This is a genomic window from Bradyrhizobium sp. McL0615 (assembly GCF_049993905.1).
Classification (GTDB): Bacteria; Pseudomonadota; Alphaproteobacteria; order Rhizobiales; family Xanthobacteraceae; genus Bradyrhizobium.
Genome location: NZ_CP188254.1, coordinates 3,920,936 through 3,936,925, shown reverse-complemented (window position 1 = coordinate 3,936,925; position 15,990 = coordinate 3,920,936). Strand labels below are relative to the sequence as shown.

The 15,990-nt window shown below is 63.0% G+C and carries 16 protein-coding genes; 5 read left to right on the top strand and 11 right to left on the bottom strand.

The window, feature by feature from the left end:
• The first annotated feature begins 147 nt into the window (after positions 1 to 147).
• A complete protein-coding gene (locus ACPPVP_RS18530) occupies positions 148 to 753 on the top strand; it encodes a TIGR00730 family Rossman fold protein (RefSeq protein ID WP_426536799.1) in 606 nt (201 codons plus the stop codon).
• A gap of 15 nt (positions 754 to 768) precedes the next feature.
• Positions 769 to 1,170 (top strand): RidA family protein, encoded by a 402-nt coding sequence (locus tag ACPPVP_RS18525; RefSeq protein WP_426536797.1) that lies wholly within the window; start codon positions 769 to 771, stop codon positions 1,168 to 1,170.
• Positions 1,171 to 1,178: 8 nt separating this feature from the next.
• On the opposite strand, the gene ACPPVP_RS18520 is transcribed toward ACPPVP_RS18525, so the two are convergent.
• The 4 genes from ACPPVP_RS18520 to cysS all read right to left on the bottom strand — a co-directional run bounded on the left by ACPPVP_RS18520 (position 1,179) and on the right by cysS (position 5,213).
• Complete coding sequence (locus ACPPVP_RS18520; protein WP_426536796.1) at positions 1,179 to 1,556, bottom strand: VOC family protein; 378 nt, start codon at positions 1,554 to 1,556, stop codon at positions 1,179 to 1,181.
• A gap of 16 nt (positions 1,557 to 1,572) precedes the next feature.
• Entirely contained in the window at positions 1,573 to 3,171 is a 1,599-nt protein-coding gene (gene cimA / locus ACPPVP_RS18515) for a citramalate synthase (RefSeq protein ID WP_426536794.1), read from the bottom strand.
• On the bottom strand, positions 3,168 to 3,680 hold the full coding sequence (locus tag ACPPVP_RS18510) for a GNAT family N-acetyltransferase (RefSeq protein ID WP_426536792.1): 513 nt from the start codon (positions 3,678 to 3,680) through the stop codon (positions 3,168 to 3,170). The genes cimA and ACPPVP_RS18510 overlap by 4 nt, the downstream gene beginning before the upstream one ends.
• A 117-nt stretch (positions 3,681 to 3,797) precedes the next feature.
• Entirely contained in the window at positions 3,798 to 5,213 is a 1,416-nt protein-coding gene (gene cysS / locus ACPPVP_RS18505) for a cysteine--tRNA ligase (RefSeq protein WP_426536790.1), read from the bottom strand.
• Between the two features lie 301 nt (positions 5,214 to 5,514).
• On the opposite strand from cysS, the gene ACPPVP_RS18500 reads away from it, so the two are divergent.
• Both ACPPVP_RS18500 and ACPPVP_RS18495 read left to right on the top strand, forming a co-directional pair.
• A complete protein-coding gene (locus ACPPVP_RS18500) occupies positions 5,515 to 5,823 on the top strand; it encodes a hypothetical protein (RefSeq protein ID WP_426536788.1) in 309 nt (102 codons plus the stop codon).
• A gap of 168 nt (positions 5,824 to 5,991) precedes the next feature.
• Positions 5,992 to 7,167: a DUF2865 domain-containing protein gene (locus tag ACPPVP_RS18495; RefSeq protein WP_426537923.1), complete on the top strand. Its 1,176-nt coding sequence runs from the start codon at positions 5,992 to 5,994 to the stop codon at positions 7,165 to 7,167.
• A 161-nt stretch (positions 7,168 to 7,328) separates the two neighbouring features.
• Here ACPPVP_RS18495 and ACPPVP_RS18490 read toward each other — a convergent pair whose 3' ends face one another.
• From ACPPVP_RS18490 to ACPPVP_RS18470, 5 genes are all read right to left on the bottom strand, one after another.
• Complete coding sequence (locus ACPPVP_RS18490) at positions 7,329 to 9,080, bottom strand: NAD+ synthase (protein ID WP_426536786.1); 1,752 nt, start codon at positions 9,078 to 9,080, stop codon at positions 7,329 to 7,331.
• 184 nt (positions 9,081 to 9,264) lie between these two features.
• Positions 9,265 to 9,618, bottom strand: a complete 354-nt coding sequence (locus tag ACPPVP_RS18485; protein WP_426536784.1) for a diacylglycerol kinase — start codon at positions 9,616 to 9,618, stop codon at positions 9,265 to 9,267.
• A 1-nt stretch (position 9,619) separates the two neighbouring features.
• On the bottom strand, positions 9,620 to 11,008 hold the full coding sequence (locus ACPPVP_RS18480; protein ID WP_426536782.1) for a class II 3-deoxy-7-phosphoheptulonate synthase: 1,389 nt from the start codon (positions 11,006 to 11,008) through the stop codon (positions 9,620 to 9,622).
• Positions 11,009 to 11,284: 276 nt separating this feature from the next.
• A complete protein-coding gene (locus tag ACPPVP_RS18475) occupies positions 11,285 to 12,208 on the bottom strand; it encodes a 2-dehydropantoate 2-reductase (protein ID WP_426536780.1) in 924 nt (307 codons plus the stop codon).
• 113 nt (positions 12,209 to 12,321) lie between these two features.
• Positions 12,322 to 13,173 (bottom strand): 3-hydroxybutyryl-CoA dehydrogenase, encoded by an 852-nt coding sequence (locus ACPPVP_RS18470; RefSeq protein ID WP_426536778.1) that lies wholly within the window; start codon positions 13,171 to 13,173, stop codon positions 12,322 to 12,324.
• Positions 13,174 to 13,425: 252 nt separating this feature from the next.
• Here ACPPVP_RS18470 and ACPPVP_RS18465 point away from each other — a divergent pair, with 252 nt between their 5' ends.
• Positions 13,426 to 13,626 carry a hypothetical protein gene (locus ACPPVP_RS18465; protein WP_426536776.1) on the top strand — a complete coding sequence of 67 codons (201 nt, stop codon included), beginning with the start codon at positions 13,426 to 13,428 and terminating at the stop codon, positions 13,624 to 13,626.
• A 347-nt stretch (positions 13,627 to 13,973) separates the two neighbouring features.
• Here ACPPVP_RS18465 and ACPPVP_RS18460 read toward each other — a convergent pair whose 3' ends face one another.
• Together ACPPVP_RS18460 and gor are read right to left on the bottom strand one after the other, a co-directional pair.
• Positions 13,974 to 14,504: a hypothetical protein gene (locus tag ACPPVP_RS18460; RefSeq protein ID WP_426536774.1), complete on the bottom strand. Its 531-nt coding sequence runs from the start codon at positions 14,502 to 14,504 to the stop codon at positions 13,974 to 13,976.
• A 93-nt stretch (positions 14,505 to 14,597) separates the two neighbouring features.
• On the bottom strand, positions 14,598 to 15,983 hold the full coding sequence (gene gor / locus ACPPVP_RS18455) for a glutathione-disulfide reductase (protein ID WP_426536772.1): 1,386 nt from the start codon (positions 15,981 to 15,983) through the stop codon (positions 14,598 to 14,600).
• Between the last annotated feature and the right edge of the window lie 7 nt (positions 15,984 to 15,990).

Sequence of the window (15,990 nt, the reverse complement as noted above, 5' to 3'; positions counted from 1 at the left end):
AGGCCCGTCATATAGAGCGTTTAACTCTCCCGTACAGCCTTGAAAGATAAATCTTTCCCCCGTTTGGTTTGATTTCGGGCCTATTTCTGCTGCATCAGCGAAGTCAACAGACTTGAGCTTTTCTGGGTGCAGTGCCACATGATCTGCATGGATCAAATCAAAACTGTCTGTGTCTATTGCGGCTCCGGCGCCGGCTCCAGCCCCCGCTTTGTCGAAGCTGCCCTCGCTCTGGGAAAGATTTTCGCCGAGAACGATATCCGGCTCGTCTATGGCGGCGGATCGGTCGGGCTGATGGGCGCGATCGCCAAATCCACGCTGGATCACGGCGGCCTGGTCACCGGGATCATTCCGGATTTTTTGCGATCCCGCGAAAACATGCTGACGCGCGTTCAGGAAATGATTGTCACGCCCGACATGCACGAGCGCAAGCGGCTGATGTTCGAACATTCCGATGCGTTCGTGGCGCTACCCGGCGGCGTTGGTACGCTGGAGGAACTGGTCGAGCAGATGACCTGGCAGCAGCTCGGCCGTCACACCAAGCCGGTGCTGCTCGCCAACATCGACGGCTTCTGGGAGCCGCTGATCGCCCTGCTGGCGCATATGCGCGAAACCGAGTTCATCCGCGCGGCGATGGATATCGACATTCTCAAGGCTGAACGGGTCGAAGACATCGTACCACGCCTGCGCGCCGCCGCCGCGGCCCGCGCTCCCGAAGGCAGCAAGGAAATGCCGGAATTGGCGCGAAAGCTGTAGCAGAAGGTCCGAGGCATGAGCGTGCTTGAGCATCCCCGTCCGGAAGGACTGCTGCACAATGCGGGCTTCTCGCAAGTCGTCGTAGCCGCCGGGAAGCGCACGATCTACACGGCGGGACAGGTGTCGATCGATGAACGCGGCAACCTGGTCGGTGCGGATGACTTGGCTGCGCAAACCGAACAGGTGATGCGTAATGTCGGTCTCGCCCTTGCCGCTGCCGGTGCGAGCTTTGCCGACGTCGTGAAGATCACGACCTATGTCGTGAACTACAAGCCCGAGCATCGGGCCGTCATCGGCAGAGCGCGGATGCCGTTCTTCGCGAAGCGACCGCCGCCGGCGAGCACACTCGTCGGGGTGTCTGCCCTCGCCTTGCCTGAGTGGCTTGTCGAGATCGAGGCCGTCGCCGTCGTCGACTGACTCTGCCTCTACATCGTAGGAAACGTAACCGCCTCGATGCGATTGCCGTCGGGATCGATGACGAAGGCGGCGTAATATTTCACGCGATCATGCGGGCGCAGACCTGGCGCGCCGTCGGAGCGGCCGCCGGAGGTGAGCGCTGCGGCGTGGAATGCATCGACTTCGCCGGTTGCTTTGGCGCGCAGGCAGATGTGGGTGCTGCTCTCGGGCGGGACGGACGCCATGCCGGCGCGCAGGTTGATCCAGAATTCGGGGTAGGATTTACCGAAGCCGATGGTGGCCGGTCGGGTGACGAGGCGTGAGAGGCCGAGCGGCGCGAGGGTGGCTTCATAGAACCGCGCGGCGCGTTCGAGATCGGCGACGCCGACGGAGATGTGGTCGATCATGAAATAGCCCCTGCTCTCACGCCGGCGCGCCGGATTTCACCAGCTTGTAGATCACCGAATCCATCAGCGCCTGGAACGAGGCGTCGATGATATTGGGCGAGACGCCGATCGTGGTCCAGCTATCGCCGTTCTCGTCTTCGCTCTCGATCAGGACCCGCGTCACCGCTTCCGTACCGCCATTGAGGATACGCACGCGGTAATCGATCAGCTTCAGGCCTTCGATGTATTTCTGGTACTTGCCAAGATCCTTGCGCAGCGCGACATCGAGCGCGTTGACCGGGCCGTTGCCTTCCGCCGCCGAGATCAGCCTCTCGCCGGCGACATCGACCTTGACCACGGCGAGCGCGACCGTGACGCGCTGGCCGTTGGAATTGTAGCGCTGCTCGACATTGACGTCGAACTGCTCGACCTTGAAATATTCCGGCACGCGGCCGAGCGTACGCCGCGCCAGCAGGTCGAACGAGGCGTTGGCGGATTCATAGGCGTAGCCTGCCGCCTCGCGCTCCTTCAACTCGTCGACCAGACGCGCCAGTTTTGGATCGCTCTTCTCGTACGGAATGCCGGCGCGGTCGAGTTCGGCCATCACGTTGGAGCGGCCGGCCTGATCGGACACCAGCACCTTGCGATGGTTGCCGACGGACTCAGGCAGCACGTGCTCGTAAGTGTGCGGATCCTTCATGACCGCGGAGGCATGAATGCCGGTCTTGGTCACGAAGGCGCTCTCGCCGACGTAGGGCGCATGCCGGTTCGGCGCGCGGTTGAGCATGTCGTCCAGCGTGCGCGATACCTTCATCAGCGTCGTCATCTTCTCCGTGGTGACGCCGATCTCGAAGGCGTCGGAGAACTCGTTCTTCAGACTCAATGTCGGGATCAGCGAACAGAGATTGGCGTTGCCGCAGCGCTCGCCGAGCCCGTTCAACGTGCCCTGGATCTGCCGCGCGCCGGCGCGCACGGCGGCCAGCGAATTGGCGACCGCCTGCTCGGTGTCGTTATGGGCATGGATGCCGACATGACTACCCGGGATATGTTTCGTAACAGCGCCTACGATGGCTTCGATCTCGTGCGGCATGGTGCCGCCATTGGTGTCGCACAGCACCACCCAGCGCGCGCCGGACTCATAGGCTGCCTTGGCGCAGGCCAGCGCGAAATCGGCGTTTTCCTTGTAGCCGTCGAAGAAGTGCTCGCAATCGACCATCACCTCGCGCCCCGCCGCCTTCGCAGCAACGACGCTGTCGCGGATCGAGGCGAGGTTCTCCTCGTTGGTGGTCTCCAGCGCTACCCGCACCTGATAAGCGCTGGATTTGGCGACAAAGCAGATCGCATCGGCCCTGGCCTCGATCAGCGCGGCAAGCCCCGGATCGTTCGAGGCCGAGCGGCCGGGACGGCGCGTCATGCCGAACGCCGTGAATTTGGCGTGGTCGAGCTTCGGCTTGTCCGCAAAGAATTCGGTGTCGGTCGGATTGGCGCCGGGATAGCCACCCTCGACATAGTCGATGCCGAGTTCGTCCAGCATTTGCGCGATGATCTGCTTGTCGTGCAGCGTGAAATCGACGCCGTTGGTCTGCGCGCCGTCGCGCAGCGTGGTGTCAAACAGATAGAGGCGTTCGCGGCTCATGTCGGCGCTCCCGGCGCTGCGCTATCGGCCAGCGTCTTCTGCATCGTGGTGTTGGCGAGCCATTCGCCGTTGACGGTGACGGTGTTGCGTTGCATGGCGACGTAACCGCGTTTCTTGAACAGCGGCTCCGCAGTGTCGCTGGCATCGACCGTGAGGTTTTTCGCCCCGCGCGCGCCCGCCAGTTTTTCCAGCGCATCGACCAGCATCGAGGCGACCCCCTGCCCCGCGACGCTCGGATGCACGAACAGCATGTCGATGTGATCGGCCCCTTTCAGCGAGGCGAATCCAACAGGCGCGTTCTGGATGGTCGCGATCAGCGTCAACTGGCCGGCGAGCTTGCTACCGAACGCTTCTTCATCCTCGGCGGTTGCCGCCCAGGCTTCCTGCTGCGCCTCGCTGTAGTCGTCGCCGGTCAGTTCCTCGATGGCGGCAACGAAGATCGCCGCCAGCATCGGAACATCCGCCGGCAAAAACGGCCGCAAGCCGGGTTTGGGCAATGCCTGTCCCATCGCGTCAAAACACTCCGAACAGTCGCAAGGCCAGCAAGACCGCGGCAGCGATCAGCGCCCATTTGATGAAGATGTAATAGCGCCAGTGTTTTGGAAAAGGCGTATCGGGTTTCGTCATCACGCGATCTCCCATGTGGTCACGGGCTTTCCGTCGGCATCCTTGCCGTCCTTGATGGCAACGCCCATCGCGGCGAGTTCGTCGCGGATGCGGTCGGACTCCTTGAAATCCTTTCGCGCACGCGCCGCTGCGCGTTCCGCAATTAGGCGGTCGACCTGCTGCGGATCGATACCGCTCTCCTGCTGCTTGCGTCCCTTCCAGGCCGCAGCACTCATCGAGAGGAAGCCGAGCAGCCGGAGCGAGGCGGCAAAGTCGCCGCGTTCACGGTCGCCGCCCGATGCCGCTGCATTGCGCAGGCCGTGCAGGACAGCCATCGCCTGCGCCGTGTTGAGATCATCATACAGCGCTTCGATCATGGCCGGCGACGGCTGACCGCCCTCGGCGTCGGCCGCGATCGCGTACCAGTCGTCGAGCGTCTTGGCGCTCTCTTCCGCACCCTTCGTGGTCCAGTCGAGCGGCGAGCGGTAATGCGTCTTGAGCATGCTCAGGCGCAACACCTCGCCCGGCCAATCGGCGAGCATTTCGCGGATCGTGAAGAAGTTGCCCAGCGACTTCGACATCTTCTCGCTCTCGAGCTGCAGGAAGCCGTTGTGCATCCAGACATTCGCCATGCGGTCGGAATGAAACGCGCAGCAGGTCTGCGCGAGTTCGTTCTCATGGTGCGGGAACACCAAATCGATACCGCCGCCATGAATGTCGAATTTTTCGCCGAGATGCTTCCAGGCCATCGCCGAGCATTCGATGTGCCAGCCGGGGCGGCCTTCCGCCTTGATCCCCGCCGGAGACGGCCACGACGGCTCGCCCGGCTTCGATGGCTTCCACAGCACGAAGTCGGTATTGTCGCGCTTGTAGGGGGCAACGTCGACGCGGGCGCCTGCGATCATTTCGTCGAGCGAGCGTTTCGACAGCGCGCCATAGCGCGGCATCACGGAATTGGCTTCGTTCATCGCCTGCGGCGAGAACAGCACGTGGTCTTCGGCGACATAGGCAAAGCCGCCGGCCACGAGCTTCTCGATGATCGCCCGCATCTCCGGAATATGTTCGGTCGCGCGCGGCTGCACCGTCGGGGCTAAGCAGCCGAGCGCGGTGACATCGTCCTGATACTGCTGATAGGTCTGTTCGGTGACCTTGCGGATCGCCTCGTTCAAGGGCACGCCGGGATAGTCGCGCGCGGCGCGCACGTTGATCTTGTCGTCGACGTCGGTGATGTTGCGAACGTACTTCACGTGGTCGGCGCCATAGCGATGGCGCAGCACGCGGAACAGCACGTCGAACACGATCGCGGCGCGGCCGTTGCCGATATGGGCGAAGTCGTAGACCGTCGGTCCGCAGGCATACACGCCGACATTGTCGGCATCGAGCGGCACCAACGGCCGCTTCTCCTTCGTCAACGTATCGTAGAGTCGCAGTTCCATGGAAAACCCATCCGTTGCGGCCGGGCGTCCAGTGATCTCAGTTTTTGAGAAAAGACGGCCTCAGCCAGCGAATCGCTAGCTAATAATCTCGCGGCAAATGCTGCAGATGGCGAGGAGACCGTTCATGGTTCCACCATTGCGGTATCGGGCCGAAATCGTCAAGGCCTTGCTCGTGCCCGATTTGGGGCCGATCAGGCCGCGAACCCTCGCCAATCACCGCCGCCCTGGGGCTCATGGTTAATCATTTTTAACCCTTTGGGCCTATTCCTGACGGCGGATTCTTCCCTTGCCGGTGCCCGCCATGCGACTCTCCCCAGCACTTCTTGCCAGTGCCTTTCTGCTTGGCGCCTCGGCCGCTTCCGCCGACAGCCGCGTCTTCATCGTTGCCAACCAGGCTGATGGCTATGGCGTCGATGAATGCCTCGCCAGGGGTGAGAAATGCGGCGCCCATGCCGCCCGCTCCTATTGCCAGTCACGGGAATTTGCACAGGCCACCGCCTATCGCCGCGTCGATCCCGACGAAATCACCGGCGCGGTTCCGAGCGGCGGCGGCGAAAAATGCTCCGGCCACGGCTGCGGCGAATACGTCGCCATTACCTGTCAGCGCTAGAGGCGATTTCTCCGGAATATCACGGGCCGGTTTGCCACATCTGCGCCCCGGAAACGACGTGACGCTGCCCCGAGAAGCGGGTATTGGATGCAACCTTGGCCGCAGAATGCCGCCTTGGCCGCGCTATTGGGCTTTCGACCCGCGCGGATCAGCCCTAACTGGCCGGATATGCTGGAAATTCGCAACGCGCCCCTCTTCCTTCGGATTTTGACCTGCGCCGTGCTGCTCGGTATCGCCACCCCCGGCGCGCCCGCTCTGGCGCAGTCGAACGAAGACGCCATGGCGCAGATGAACCAGGACGGCCAGCCGCAGCAGGGCGCGCAGGGCAATCCGATCTGCATCCGGCTCGAAGGACAATTGGCGACCATCGACCGTGGCGCCGGCACCGGCGATCCCGCCAAGGATGAACAGATCCGCCGCTATCAGGAAGCCCAGGCCAAGCAGCAGTCCGAACTCGATCGGGTCACGCTGCAGGCCAAGCGGATGGGCTGCGAAAGCTCAGGCTTCTTCTCGCTGTTCAACGGCCGCTCGGCGCAGTGCGGCCCGGTCAACAACCAGATCCAGCAGATGCGCGCCAATCTCGACCAGATCACCACCAGCCTGGAGCGGCTGCGCAGCGGTGGCATCGGCGGCGCGGACCGCGAAAACCAGCGCCGTTCGGTGCTGACGGCGCTCGCGCAGAACAATTGCGGCCCGCAATATGCCGCTGCCGCGCGCGGTCCCGGCAACTTCATCGACAGCCTGTTCGGCAACAACAATAACAACACGCTGCCGCCCCCCAGCGCCGATTTTGGCGCACCGTCCGGCACCTTCCGCACCGTCTGCGTCCGCACCTGCGACGGCGGCTATTTCCCGGTGTCGTTCGCCACCTACCAGCAGCGATTTCAGGACGACGAGCGGACCTGCAAGGCGCTTTGCCCGGCGACGGAAGCGACGCTGTTCACCTACCGCAATCCCGGCGAGGACATCAATCAGGCTGTCTCGATCAGCGGCCAGCCTTATTCGTCGCTGCCGAACGCATTCAAATTCCGCACCGAGTTCTCCGCGTCCTGCGCCTGCAAGGCCGCAGGCCAGACCTGGTCGGAAGCGCTGAAGTCAGTCGACGACCGGGCCGGCGTCGAACAGGGCGACATCATCGTCACCGAGGAGAGCGCGCGGCGGATGCAGCAGCGCGCGCAGCCGAAGGGCGCCCCGGCACCGCTTACCGCCAAGAAAGGCGCAGCGCCTGCCGGCACCGCCGCCGCTCCGGCTGCAACCGCCGCCCCGGCCGAGACGACGGCTACCGCCGCCGACAAGGACAAGGTCCGCACCGTGGGCCCGACCTTCATCCCGCCAAAGCAATAAGCGCGCTTAGTCTCACTGCGTCATCACCGTCAAACCCTCATCCTGAGGAGCCCGCAAAGCGGGCGTCTCGAAGGATGAATGCCCGGCTGGCGCAAAGCGGGGCTACATGGTTCGAGACGGCGCTGACGCGCCTCCTCACCATGAGGACTTGCACCGGAAAATTACCCCTCGAACGCGTCCGCCGAGGCGCGACCCGCGCGCGCGACCAGCTTGTCGTCGGGCGCGGGCAATGCCTTGCCGTTATCGCGAAAACGGTTGGTGATGGGATAGCGGCGGTCGCGGCCAAAGTTCTTTTCCGTCACCTTGACCCCCGGCGCGGCCTGCCGGCGCTTGTATTCGGCAATGTTGAGCAGCCGGTCGATCCGCGTCACCACGTCAGCCGGGAAACCGGCCGCAATGATCGCGGCCAGCGGCTCCTCGCGCTCCACCAACCGTTCGAGGATGCCGTCCAGCATCTCGTAGGCCGGCAGCGAATCCTGGTCGGTCTGGTTCTCGCGCAACTCCGCCGTCGGCGGCCGCGTGATGATGTTGACCGGAATGACTTCGCCCGAAGGCCCGAGCGCGCCGTCCGGCTTCCATTCATTACGCAGGCTCGACAACCGAAACACTTCGGTCTTGTAGATGTCCTTGATCGGATTGAAGCCGCCGTTCATGTCGCCATAGATCGTGGCGTAGCCGACCGACATTTCCGACTTGTTGCCGGTCGTGACCACCATCGCGCCGGTCTTGTTGGAAATCGCCATCAACAGCGTGCCGCGGGTGCGCGCCTGCAGGTTTTCCTCCGTGATGTCGCGCGGCAGGCCGGCGAATGGAACGGACAGGATTTTTTCAAAGCCGTTCACGGCGTCGGCAATCGGCAGCACTTCGTACGGAAAGCCGAGCGCTTTTGCGAGTTTTGCGGCATCGTCGAGCGATACCTGCGCGGTGAACCGGAACGGCAGCATCACGCCGCGAACCTGAGCGGCGCCGAGCGCGTCAACCGCAATCGCCGCGCATAGCGCGGAATCGATGCCGCCGGAAACGCCGAGCAGCACGCCGGGAAATCCGTTCTTGCGGACGTAATCGCGCAGACCCAGTACGCAGGCCGCGTAATCCCCCTTGTCGCCCTCGATGAGCGGCACCACGGGCCCCGAGCAGCGCCAGCCATCAGCGCCCTTGCTCCAGCGCAGCGTGACGATGCTCTCCTCGAAAGCGGGCAGTTGTGCCGCGACCGAAAGATCGGCGTTGAGCGCGAACGACGCGCCGTCGAACACCAGTTCGTCCTGTCCGCCGATCTGGTTGAGATAGACCAGCGGCAAGCCGCTCTCCGTGACGCGGGCGACCGCGATCGACAGCCGCAAATCGTTCTTGTCGCGCGCGTAAGGCGAGCCGTTCGGCACTACCAGGATTTCCGCACCGGTCTCGGCGAGGCATTCGACGACGTTTTCGTATTCCTCTGATTCTTCGAGCCAGATGTCCTCGCAGATGGGAACGCCAACGCGGATACCGCGGACGGTGACCGGTCCCGCTGCCGGGCCGCGCGCGAACAGCCGCTTCTCGTCGAACACACCGTAGTTCGGCAGGTTTGCCTTGAAGCGAAGCGTGACGATGCGACCCTCATCGAGCAACGCGCAGGCATTATAGAGTTTGCCGTCTTCGACCCAGGGCGTGCCGATCAGCACGGCGGGCCCCCCGCCCGCGGTCTCCCGCGCCAGTTCCTCGACCGCGCTCCTGCACGCCGCTTGCAAGGCCGGCTTCAGCACCAAGTCTTCCGGCGGGTAGCCGCAGATGAACAATTCCGGCAGCACCAGGAGATCGGCGCCCTCCGCCTTGGCCTTGTCGCGTGCCACACGCGCCTTGGCGGCGTTACCCGTGATATCGCCGACCGTCGGATTTAGCTGGGCCAGCGTAATTGTGAACTTGGGTTCGGTCATGGGGCGATGGTGCCTCGCACAAGAGCAAACTGCAAATGCTCGCTTCATAGTGTTTTCGAGCGAAGTGGGTACCTGTTCGCATAGCAATCAAGTTTACGCAGATTGCGTAGACTTATCTGCGGTAGAAAACGCGTCAAAACAAAAGCTTAGATATGCGGTTCTGATCCGGATCAGTACCGCAAATCTAGAACGCGCCTATGCGTTCGGCGATGGCAAACAGCCAGAACGCGCCTGCCATCAGCAGCGCAACACCGACCGCCGCCGAACCCATGTCCTTGACCCGCCCGATCTGCGGATCGTGGTCGGTGGTGAGCCGGTCGGCGAGCTTCTCGATCGCGGTATTGAGGATCTCGACCACCAGCACGAACGCCACCGCCGCCACCAGCTCCACCCGGCGCATCACGCTCGCGCCGACCAGCCAGGCCAGCGGCACCGACAGCGTCAGCGCAAGAAGCTCCTCACGGACAGCCTGCTCCGAGCGGATCGCAAAGGCGAGGCCGTTACGCGTGTTGATCGTAGCCCGCCAGAGTCGCAGCAAGTCAAAGCCCCGCTGCGGCCGGCATCGGCTTTTCCTTGCCGGCGCGCTCCTGCTTCAGCAGTTCGGCGATCAGGAAGGCCATGTCGATCGATTGTTCGGCATTGAGGCGGGGATCGCAGACCGTGTGATAGCGGTCGTTGAGGTCCTCGTCGGTGATGGCGCGCGCGCCGCCGATGCATTCGGTGACGTCCTGCCCGGTCATCTCCAGATGCACGCCGCCGGCGTGGGTGCCTTCGGCGGCGTGGATGGCGAAGAACGACTTCACCTCCGACAGCACCCGGTCGAACGGCCGGGTCTTGTAGCCGGAAGTCGAGGTGATGGTGTTGCCGTGCATGGGATCGCAGGACCAGACCACGACGCGTCCTTCCCGCTTCACGGCGCGGATCAGCGGCGCGAGATGGTCGCCGACCTTGTCGGAGCCGAAGCGGTTGATCAGCGTCAGGCGCCCGGGCTCGTTGTCGGGGTTGAGAATGTCGATCAGCTTCAACAGCTCATCCGGCTTCAGTGACGGGCCGCATTTCAGGCCGATCGGGTTCTTGATGCCGCGGAAATATTCGACATGGCCGTGGTCGAGCTGGCGGGTGCGGTCGCCGATCCAGATCATGTGGCCCGAGGTCGCGTACCAGTCGCCGGTGGTGGAATCGACCCGGGTGAAGGCCTGCTCGTAACCGAGCAGCAGCGCTTCGTGGCTGGTGTAGAAATCGGTGGCGCGCAGTTCGGGATGGCTTTCGAGATCCAGCCCGCAGGCGCGCATGAAATTCAGCGCATCCGAGATACGGTCCGCCAGTTCCTTGTAACGGCGCGACTGCGGGGAATCCTTGAGGAAGCCGAGCATCCACTGGTGCACGCTGCCGAGATTGGCAAAGCCGCCGGTTGCGAACGCCCGAAGCAGGTTCAGCGTCGCTGCCGATTGCCGGTAGGCCATCAGCTGACGCTGCGGATCGGGGATACGTGACTCCGCCGTGAAGGCAATGTCGTTAATGATGTCGCCGCGGTAGCTCGGCAACTCGACGCCGTTGATCTTTTCCGTGTTCGACGAACGCGGCTTTGCAAATTGTCCGGCGATGCGGCCGACCTTCACCACCGGCAGCGCGCCAGCGTAGGTCAGGACGACGGCCATCTGCAGCAGCACGCGGAAGAAATCGCGGATGTTGTTGGCGCCATGTTCGGCAAAGCTCTCGGCGCAATCGCCACCCTGCAGCAGGAAGGCTTCGCCTGCGGCGACCCGCGCCAGCGCTTTCTTCAGGTTGCGGGCCTCGCCGGCGAACACCAGCGGCGGAAACGTGGCGAGCTGCGCCTCGACATCGGCCAATGCCTTGGCATCGGGATAGTCGGGCACTTGCAGCACCGGCCTGGTGCGCCAGCTATCGGGCGTCCACCGCTCGGACATGACGTTAACTCCTGAGCAAAAACCGCAACTTACAAGCGATTGTGAAGGCCGGGTTATACACACGCCTTACGCTCACCGCCAGTTAGATTTCCGGTAGTCCTGACAAACCCTTGCAGCAAAACACGATTTCGCTTTTGCTGTGGCCGCTCGCAAGCTGGCAGGAGAATACGGTGGGCCGAGCGGCGGCTGGACGACGTGTTTAGCGACGATATCACGGTCCCTGCGACGGACGGATATCCGCTAGCCGCGACGCTGTTTCCAGATGCGAAACAGTGCCTAGCCGGGCGTGCCCATGACATAGGGCTTCAGCATCGCGTACATCATTCCGTGCGTGGGTGTCGGAACGCCAAGCTGACGCCCGAGCTCCACGACCTTGCCGTTGAGCCAGGGCAGTTCGAGGCGGTTGCCGCGATCGAGATCGAGCGCCATCGACGCCTTCATGGCCGGCGGCGCATGGCCGATGAAATCGAGAATCTTGTCCACCGCGTCAGCCGGCAGCGCCACGCCCTTTGCCTTGCCGACTGCGAACACTTCCCGCAACGCGGCCAGCATCACCGGACGAATGTCGGGATCGTCCCTCAATTCGCCGAGCGGCCGCCGCGTCGCCGCCGTGATCCCGGCATTGGTCGCGAGCAGGATGAACTTCATCCAGAGTTCGGTAACGATCTGCTCGCTCAAGGTCGCGTCGAAGCCGGCCTTCTGGCAGAGCGCGAGAAAATCCTCCCCCCGTTGGCTGCGCTTGCCATCGAGTTCGCCGAAGATCATGCGCATGAAGGTGCCGACCTGCTGGATCACGCCGGGCGCGACGATCGACGCGCTGATTTGCGCGACGCCGCCCATGACGGCGTTGCGCCCCAGGATCGGCAGCAGCCGCTCGGCCGCGTCGATGCCGTTCTGCAGCGGGATGACCGCGGTGCCGGAGCCAACCAGCGGCTTGATCGCTTCGCCCGCGCTTTCGACGTCCCACAGCTTCACGCAGAACAGCACGATATCGACAGGGCCGATTTCGGCGGGATTGTCGGTTGCCTGCGTCGGCACGAGATGGGTGTCGCCGCGCGGGCTTTGAACTTTCAATCCGTCGCGCTTCATGGCGGCGAGATGCGCGCCCCGCGCGATGAACGTGACATCGGCGCCGGCTTTTGCCAGCGCCGCACCGAAGCCACCTCCGACGCCGCCCGCGCCAACCACCGCAATTCGCATGATTTACCTCAGTTCGTAGGGTGGGCTGAGCGAAGCGAGCCCACCATTCCCGCGGGCGGATAGACGGTGGGCACGTCGCTGCGCTCCTTTGCCCACCCTACCAACACGCAGCCTTACTTCCCGTAGCTATAAAACCCCTGCCCGGTCTTGCGGCCGAGATGGCCGGCGGCGACCATTTCCTTCAGCAACGGCGCGGGGCGATATTTCGGGTCGTTGAAGCCCTCATAGAAGACCTCCATCACCGACAGCATCGTGTCCAAGCCGATCATGTCAGCCAGCGCGAGCGGGCCGATCGGGTGATTGCAGCCGAGCTTCATGCCGGCGTCGAGGTCTTCCGCCGTGGCGATGCCTTCCTGCAGCGCGAAGATCGCCTCGTTGATCATCGGGCAGAGGATGCGGTTGACCGCAAAGCCTGGGCTGTTCTTCGCCGTGATGGATACCTTGCCGATCCGTTTCGAAAACGCTTCCGCCTTGGCATGCGTATCGTCCGACGTCTGCAAACCGCGGATCAATTCCAACAGCGCCATCAGCGGCACCGGATTGAAGAAATGCAGGCCGATGAAGCGGTCCGGCCGGTCGGTGGCCGCGGCGAGCTTGGTGATGGAGATCGAGGAGGTGTTGGTGGCGAGCAGCGCCCGCGGCTGCAGTTTCGTGCAGAGATCCTTCAGGATCTTGACCTTCAAGTCTTCGTTCTCGGTCGCCGCCTCGATCACGAGATCGCAGGTGGAAAATTTTGCCGTGTCCGTGCTCGTCGTGATCCGCGCCAGCGCGGCCTGCCGGTCCGCATCGGTCATCTTCTGCTTGTTGACCAGCCGCTCCAGGCTGTTGGACACGAACGACATGCCGCGGGTGAGCGCGGCATCCGAGATGTCGGTCATGACGACGGGAAGACCGGCGGCGGCACACACCTGCGCGATCCCGTTACCCATCGTGCCCGCGCCTACGATACCGATTTGCTCAATCATTGTTCGTGTAACTCCGTTCTTGAAGGCCGGGTTACATCGTTAGCAGAGCGCGGCGGGCATCGGTAGTCCGTCAGGGGCCAATACCAGGGCGCTCCCGTGGCCGGACACCCCTATCCCCGAACGAGGCACGAAGCGCGCGCCTAGTCGGCCCCGCTTAAAATTGCAGCACAGCCCTGTACTTAATATCGGAACAATCAAGGAAAGGGAGCCTTACCTCTTTGAACATTCCAATACAGCCGACGAGATACGCCTATGAACACGCTTCCTGTTGACCGCGCGCTAAGCATCTATGAAACCCTCGCCGATCGTTCCGCCACGAAAGGTACGAGGGAGCGCCTCTCGAAGCACCTGATGAAGATCTATCTTGAAGGTGAAAAAGACCCGCACCGGCTGACGGTGCACGGGCTGTCCTATCTTCGCAATTTCGATCGCGAGATCGACTCGCGAAATTGACTGCTGGGCTCGGCCCCTAGTTCTTCAGCGCGTCGCGCTGCTTTCGGAGCGAATTTCGGCGAGAAATTTTCGCTTTTGCAGCGTCGACTTGTCCCGCTCTCGACGGACTCGTTCGCGACGGGCGGTCCTGCAACTTCGTTTCCCTGCCCGCCGATGGCATAAGAGGCTGGGTCGGCTGGATCGAATCACGCGCCAGCGGTTGCGTTCGCATCGGTCCGGCAGATGATGATCCAGGTTTCGCCATCCGCATCAACGCGCCTGGCCGCAATTTGTTCAGTCGCGTAACCCGCACAAGCGAGAGCGACATGCAGGACGGGCTACCCCCGATCTCGCCTCGCTCATCCGGGCTATGCCGCTCCAGGACTCGATGGGACCGGGCGATCTATGAGACGTCCTTCCGTCTCGGGCTTGCCGGGTACAACAAACAGTCGATACCACTCGATGTCCTTGCGCACCGAAATTTCGGAATCGGTAAGCTTTTCGCTTTCGCCGAGACTTAGCTGGTCAATACCGAGATTCTGCGCCGCGACATAGATCCCGTAATCGCCAGGCTCGATTTCCTCAGATAGCAACGGCTGATCGTCGACCACGGACATCACGTGGATTTTTCCACTCCTGGACGAAAAGTGCACACATGTAATCCGCTGCCACTCATCGGATGAAGGCGGCTTGCTTGTCGCCACGAGTTCGACCCAATGATCGTTCAGGTCTGCCTCCGTGCCAATCATCCGAAATGTCGGCGTGCCGGCAAAACCTCTGGCGGACTTATCCTTACTCCAGTTTGCATCATCGCCGATCGCAGCGGAGGGATCATCGCACACGACGATCTGGTAATGGCTTGCAAACAACCGCCCGGCGCCAAGCAGTCGGTCTTCCATGGTTCACCCAGCAAGTAGAGCGTAGCCCGCATGAGCGAAGCGGGAGAGGACAAACCCGGATGTCGCTTCGCTCATCCGGGCTACGGGCGGGCCCTACTCCGCCGCCTGTCTCACGTGCCGCGCCGTCGGCGTCCGCATGGTCACCAGCTCTTCGGCGGCTGTCGGATGCAGCGCGATCGTCGCGTCGAAATCGGCTTTGGTCGCTTTCATCTTCACGGCGATCGCGACCGCCTGGACGATTTCGGCGGCGGTGTCGCCGACGATGTGACAGCCGAGGACACGATCCGTCGTGCCGTCGACCACGAGCTTCATCAGCACGCGGGTGTCGCGGCCGGACATCGTCGCCTTGATCGGGCGGAAATCGGCCTTGTAGATGTCGACGTGACTGAATTCTGCGCGGGCTTCGGCTTCGGTCAGGCCGACCGTGCCGACCTCAGGCTGAGAGAACACCGCGGTCGGGATGGTGGCGTGGTCGACCTGGACGGGGCGCTTGCCGAACACGGTGTCGGCGAAGGCGTGACCCTCGCGGATCGCCACCGGCGTCAGATTGATGCGGTGGGTGACATCGCCGATCGCATAGATGTTGTCGACCGAGGTCTTCGACCAGCCATCGACGGCGATGCCGCCGTTGGCCGGGTTGATGGCGACGCCGGCCCTCTCAAGCCCGAGATTTGCGACGTTCGGGTGGCGGCCGATCGCGAACATCACCTTCTCCGAGGCAATGCTCGAACCGCTCGACAAATGCGTAGTGAATTCGTTGCCGTGCCTGTCCACCTTGTCGATGGTGCAGCCGGTGATGATGGTGATGCCCTGCTTCTCCATCTCGGCGCGCACGTGCTTGCGGACATCCTCGTCGAAACCGCGCAAAATGTTGTCGCCGCGATAGACCACGGTCACGTCGGAGCCGAAGCCGGCAAAGATCCCGGCGAATTCCAGCGCGATATAGCCGCCGCCCTGGATCACGATGCGCTTCGGCAGCTCGGTGAGATGGAACGCCTCGTTGGAGGAAATCACGTGCTCGATGCCGGGGATCTCGCGGCCGTGGTTCGGCGCGCCGCCGGTCGAGATCAGAATGTATTTCGCGGTGACCTTCTCGCCGGTCATCAGCCGCAGCGTATGGGCGTCTTCCAAAACCGCGCGGGTTTTTACAATGCGCGCGCCTGTCTTCTCGACATTGGCGGCGTAGATGCCTTCGAGACGCGCGATCTCCTTGTCCTTGTTGGCGACCAGTGTCGGCCAGTCGAAGGATACGTCCGGGATGGTCCAACCGAAACCGGCGGCGTCCGCGATCTCGTGGCGGACGTGGGAGCCCATCACGAACAGCTTTTTCGGCACGCAACCGCGGATCACGCAGGTGCCGCCCATCCGGTATTCCTCGGCGACCATGACCCTGGCGCCATGGTTGGCTGCGATGCGGGCGGCGCGAACGCCGCCCGAACCACCGCCGATGACGAACAGATCGACGTCGAACTCAGCCATATCAACC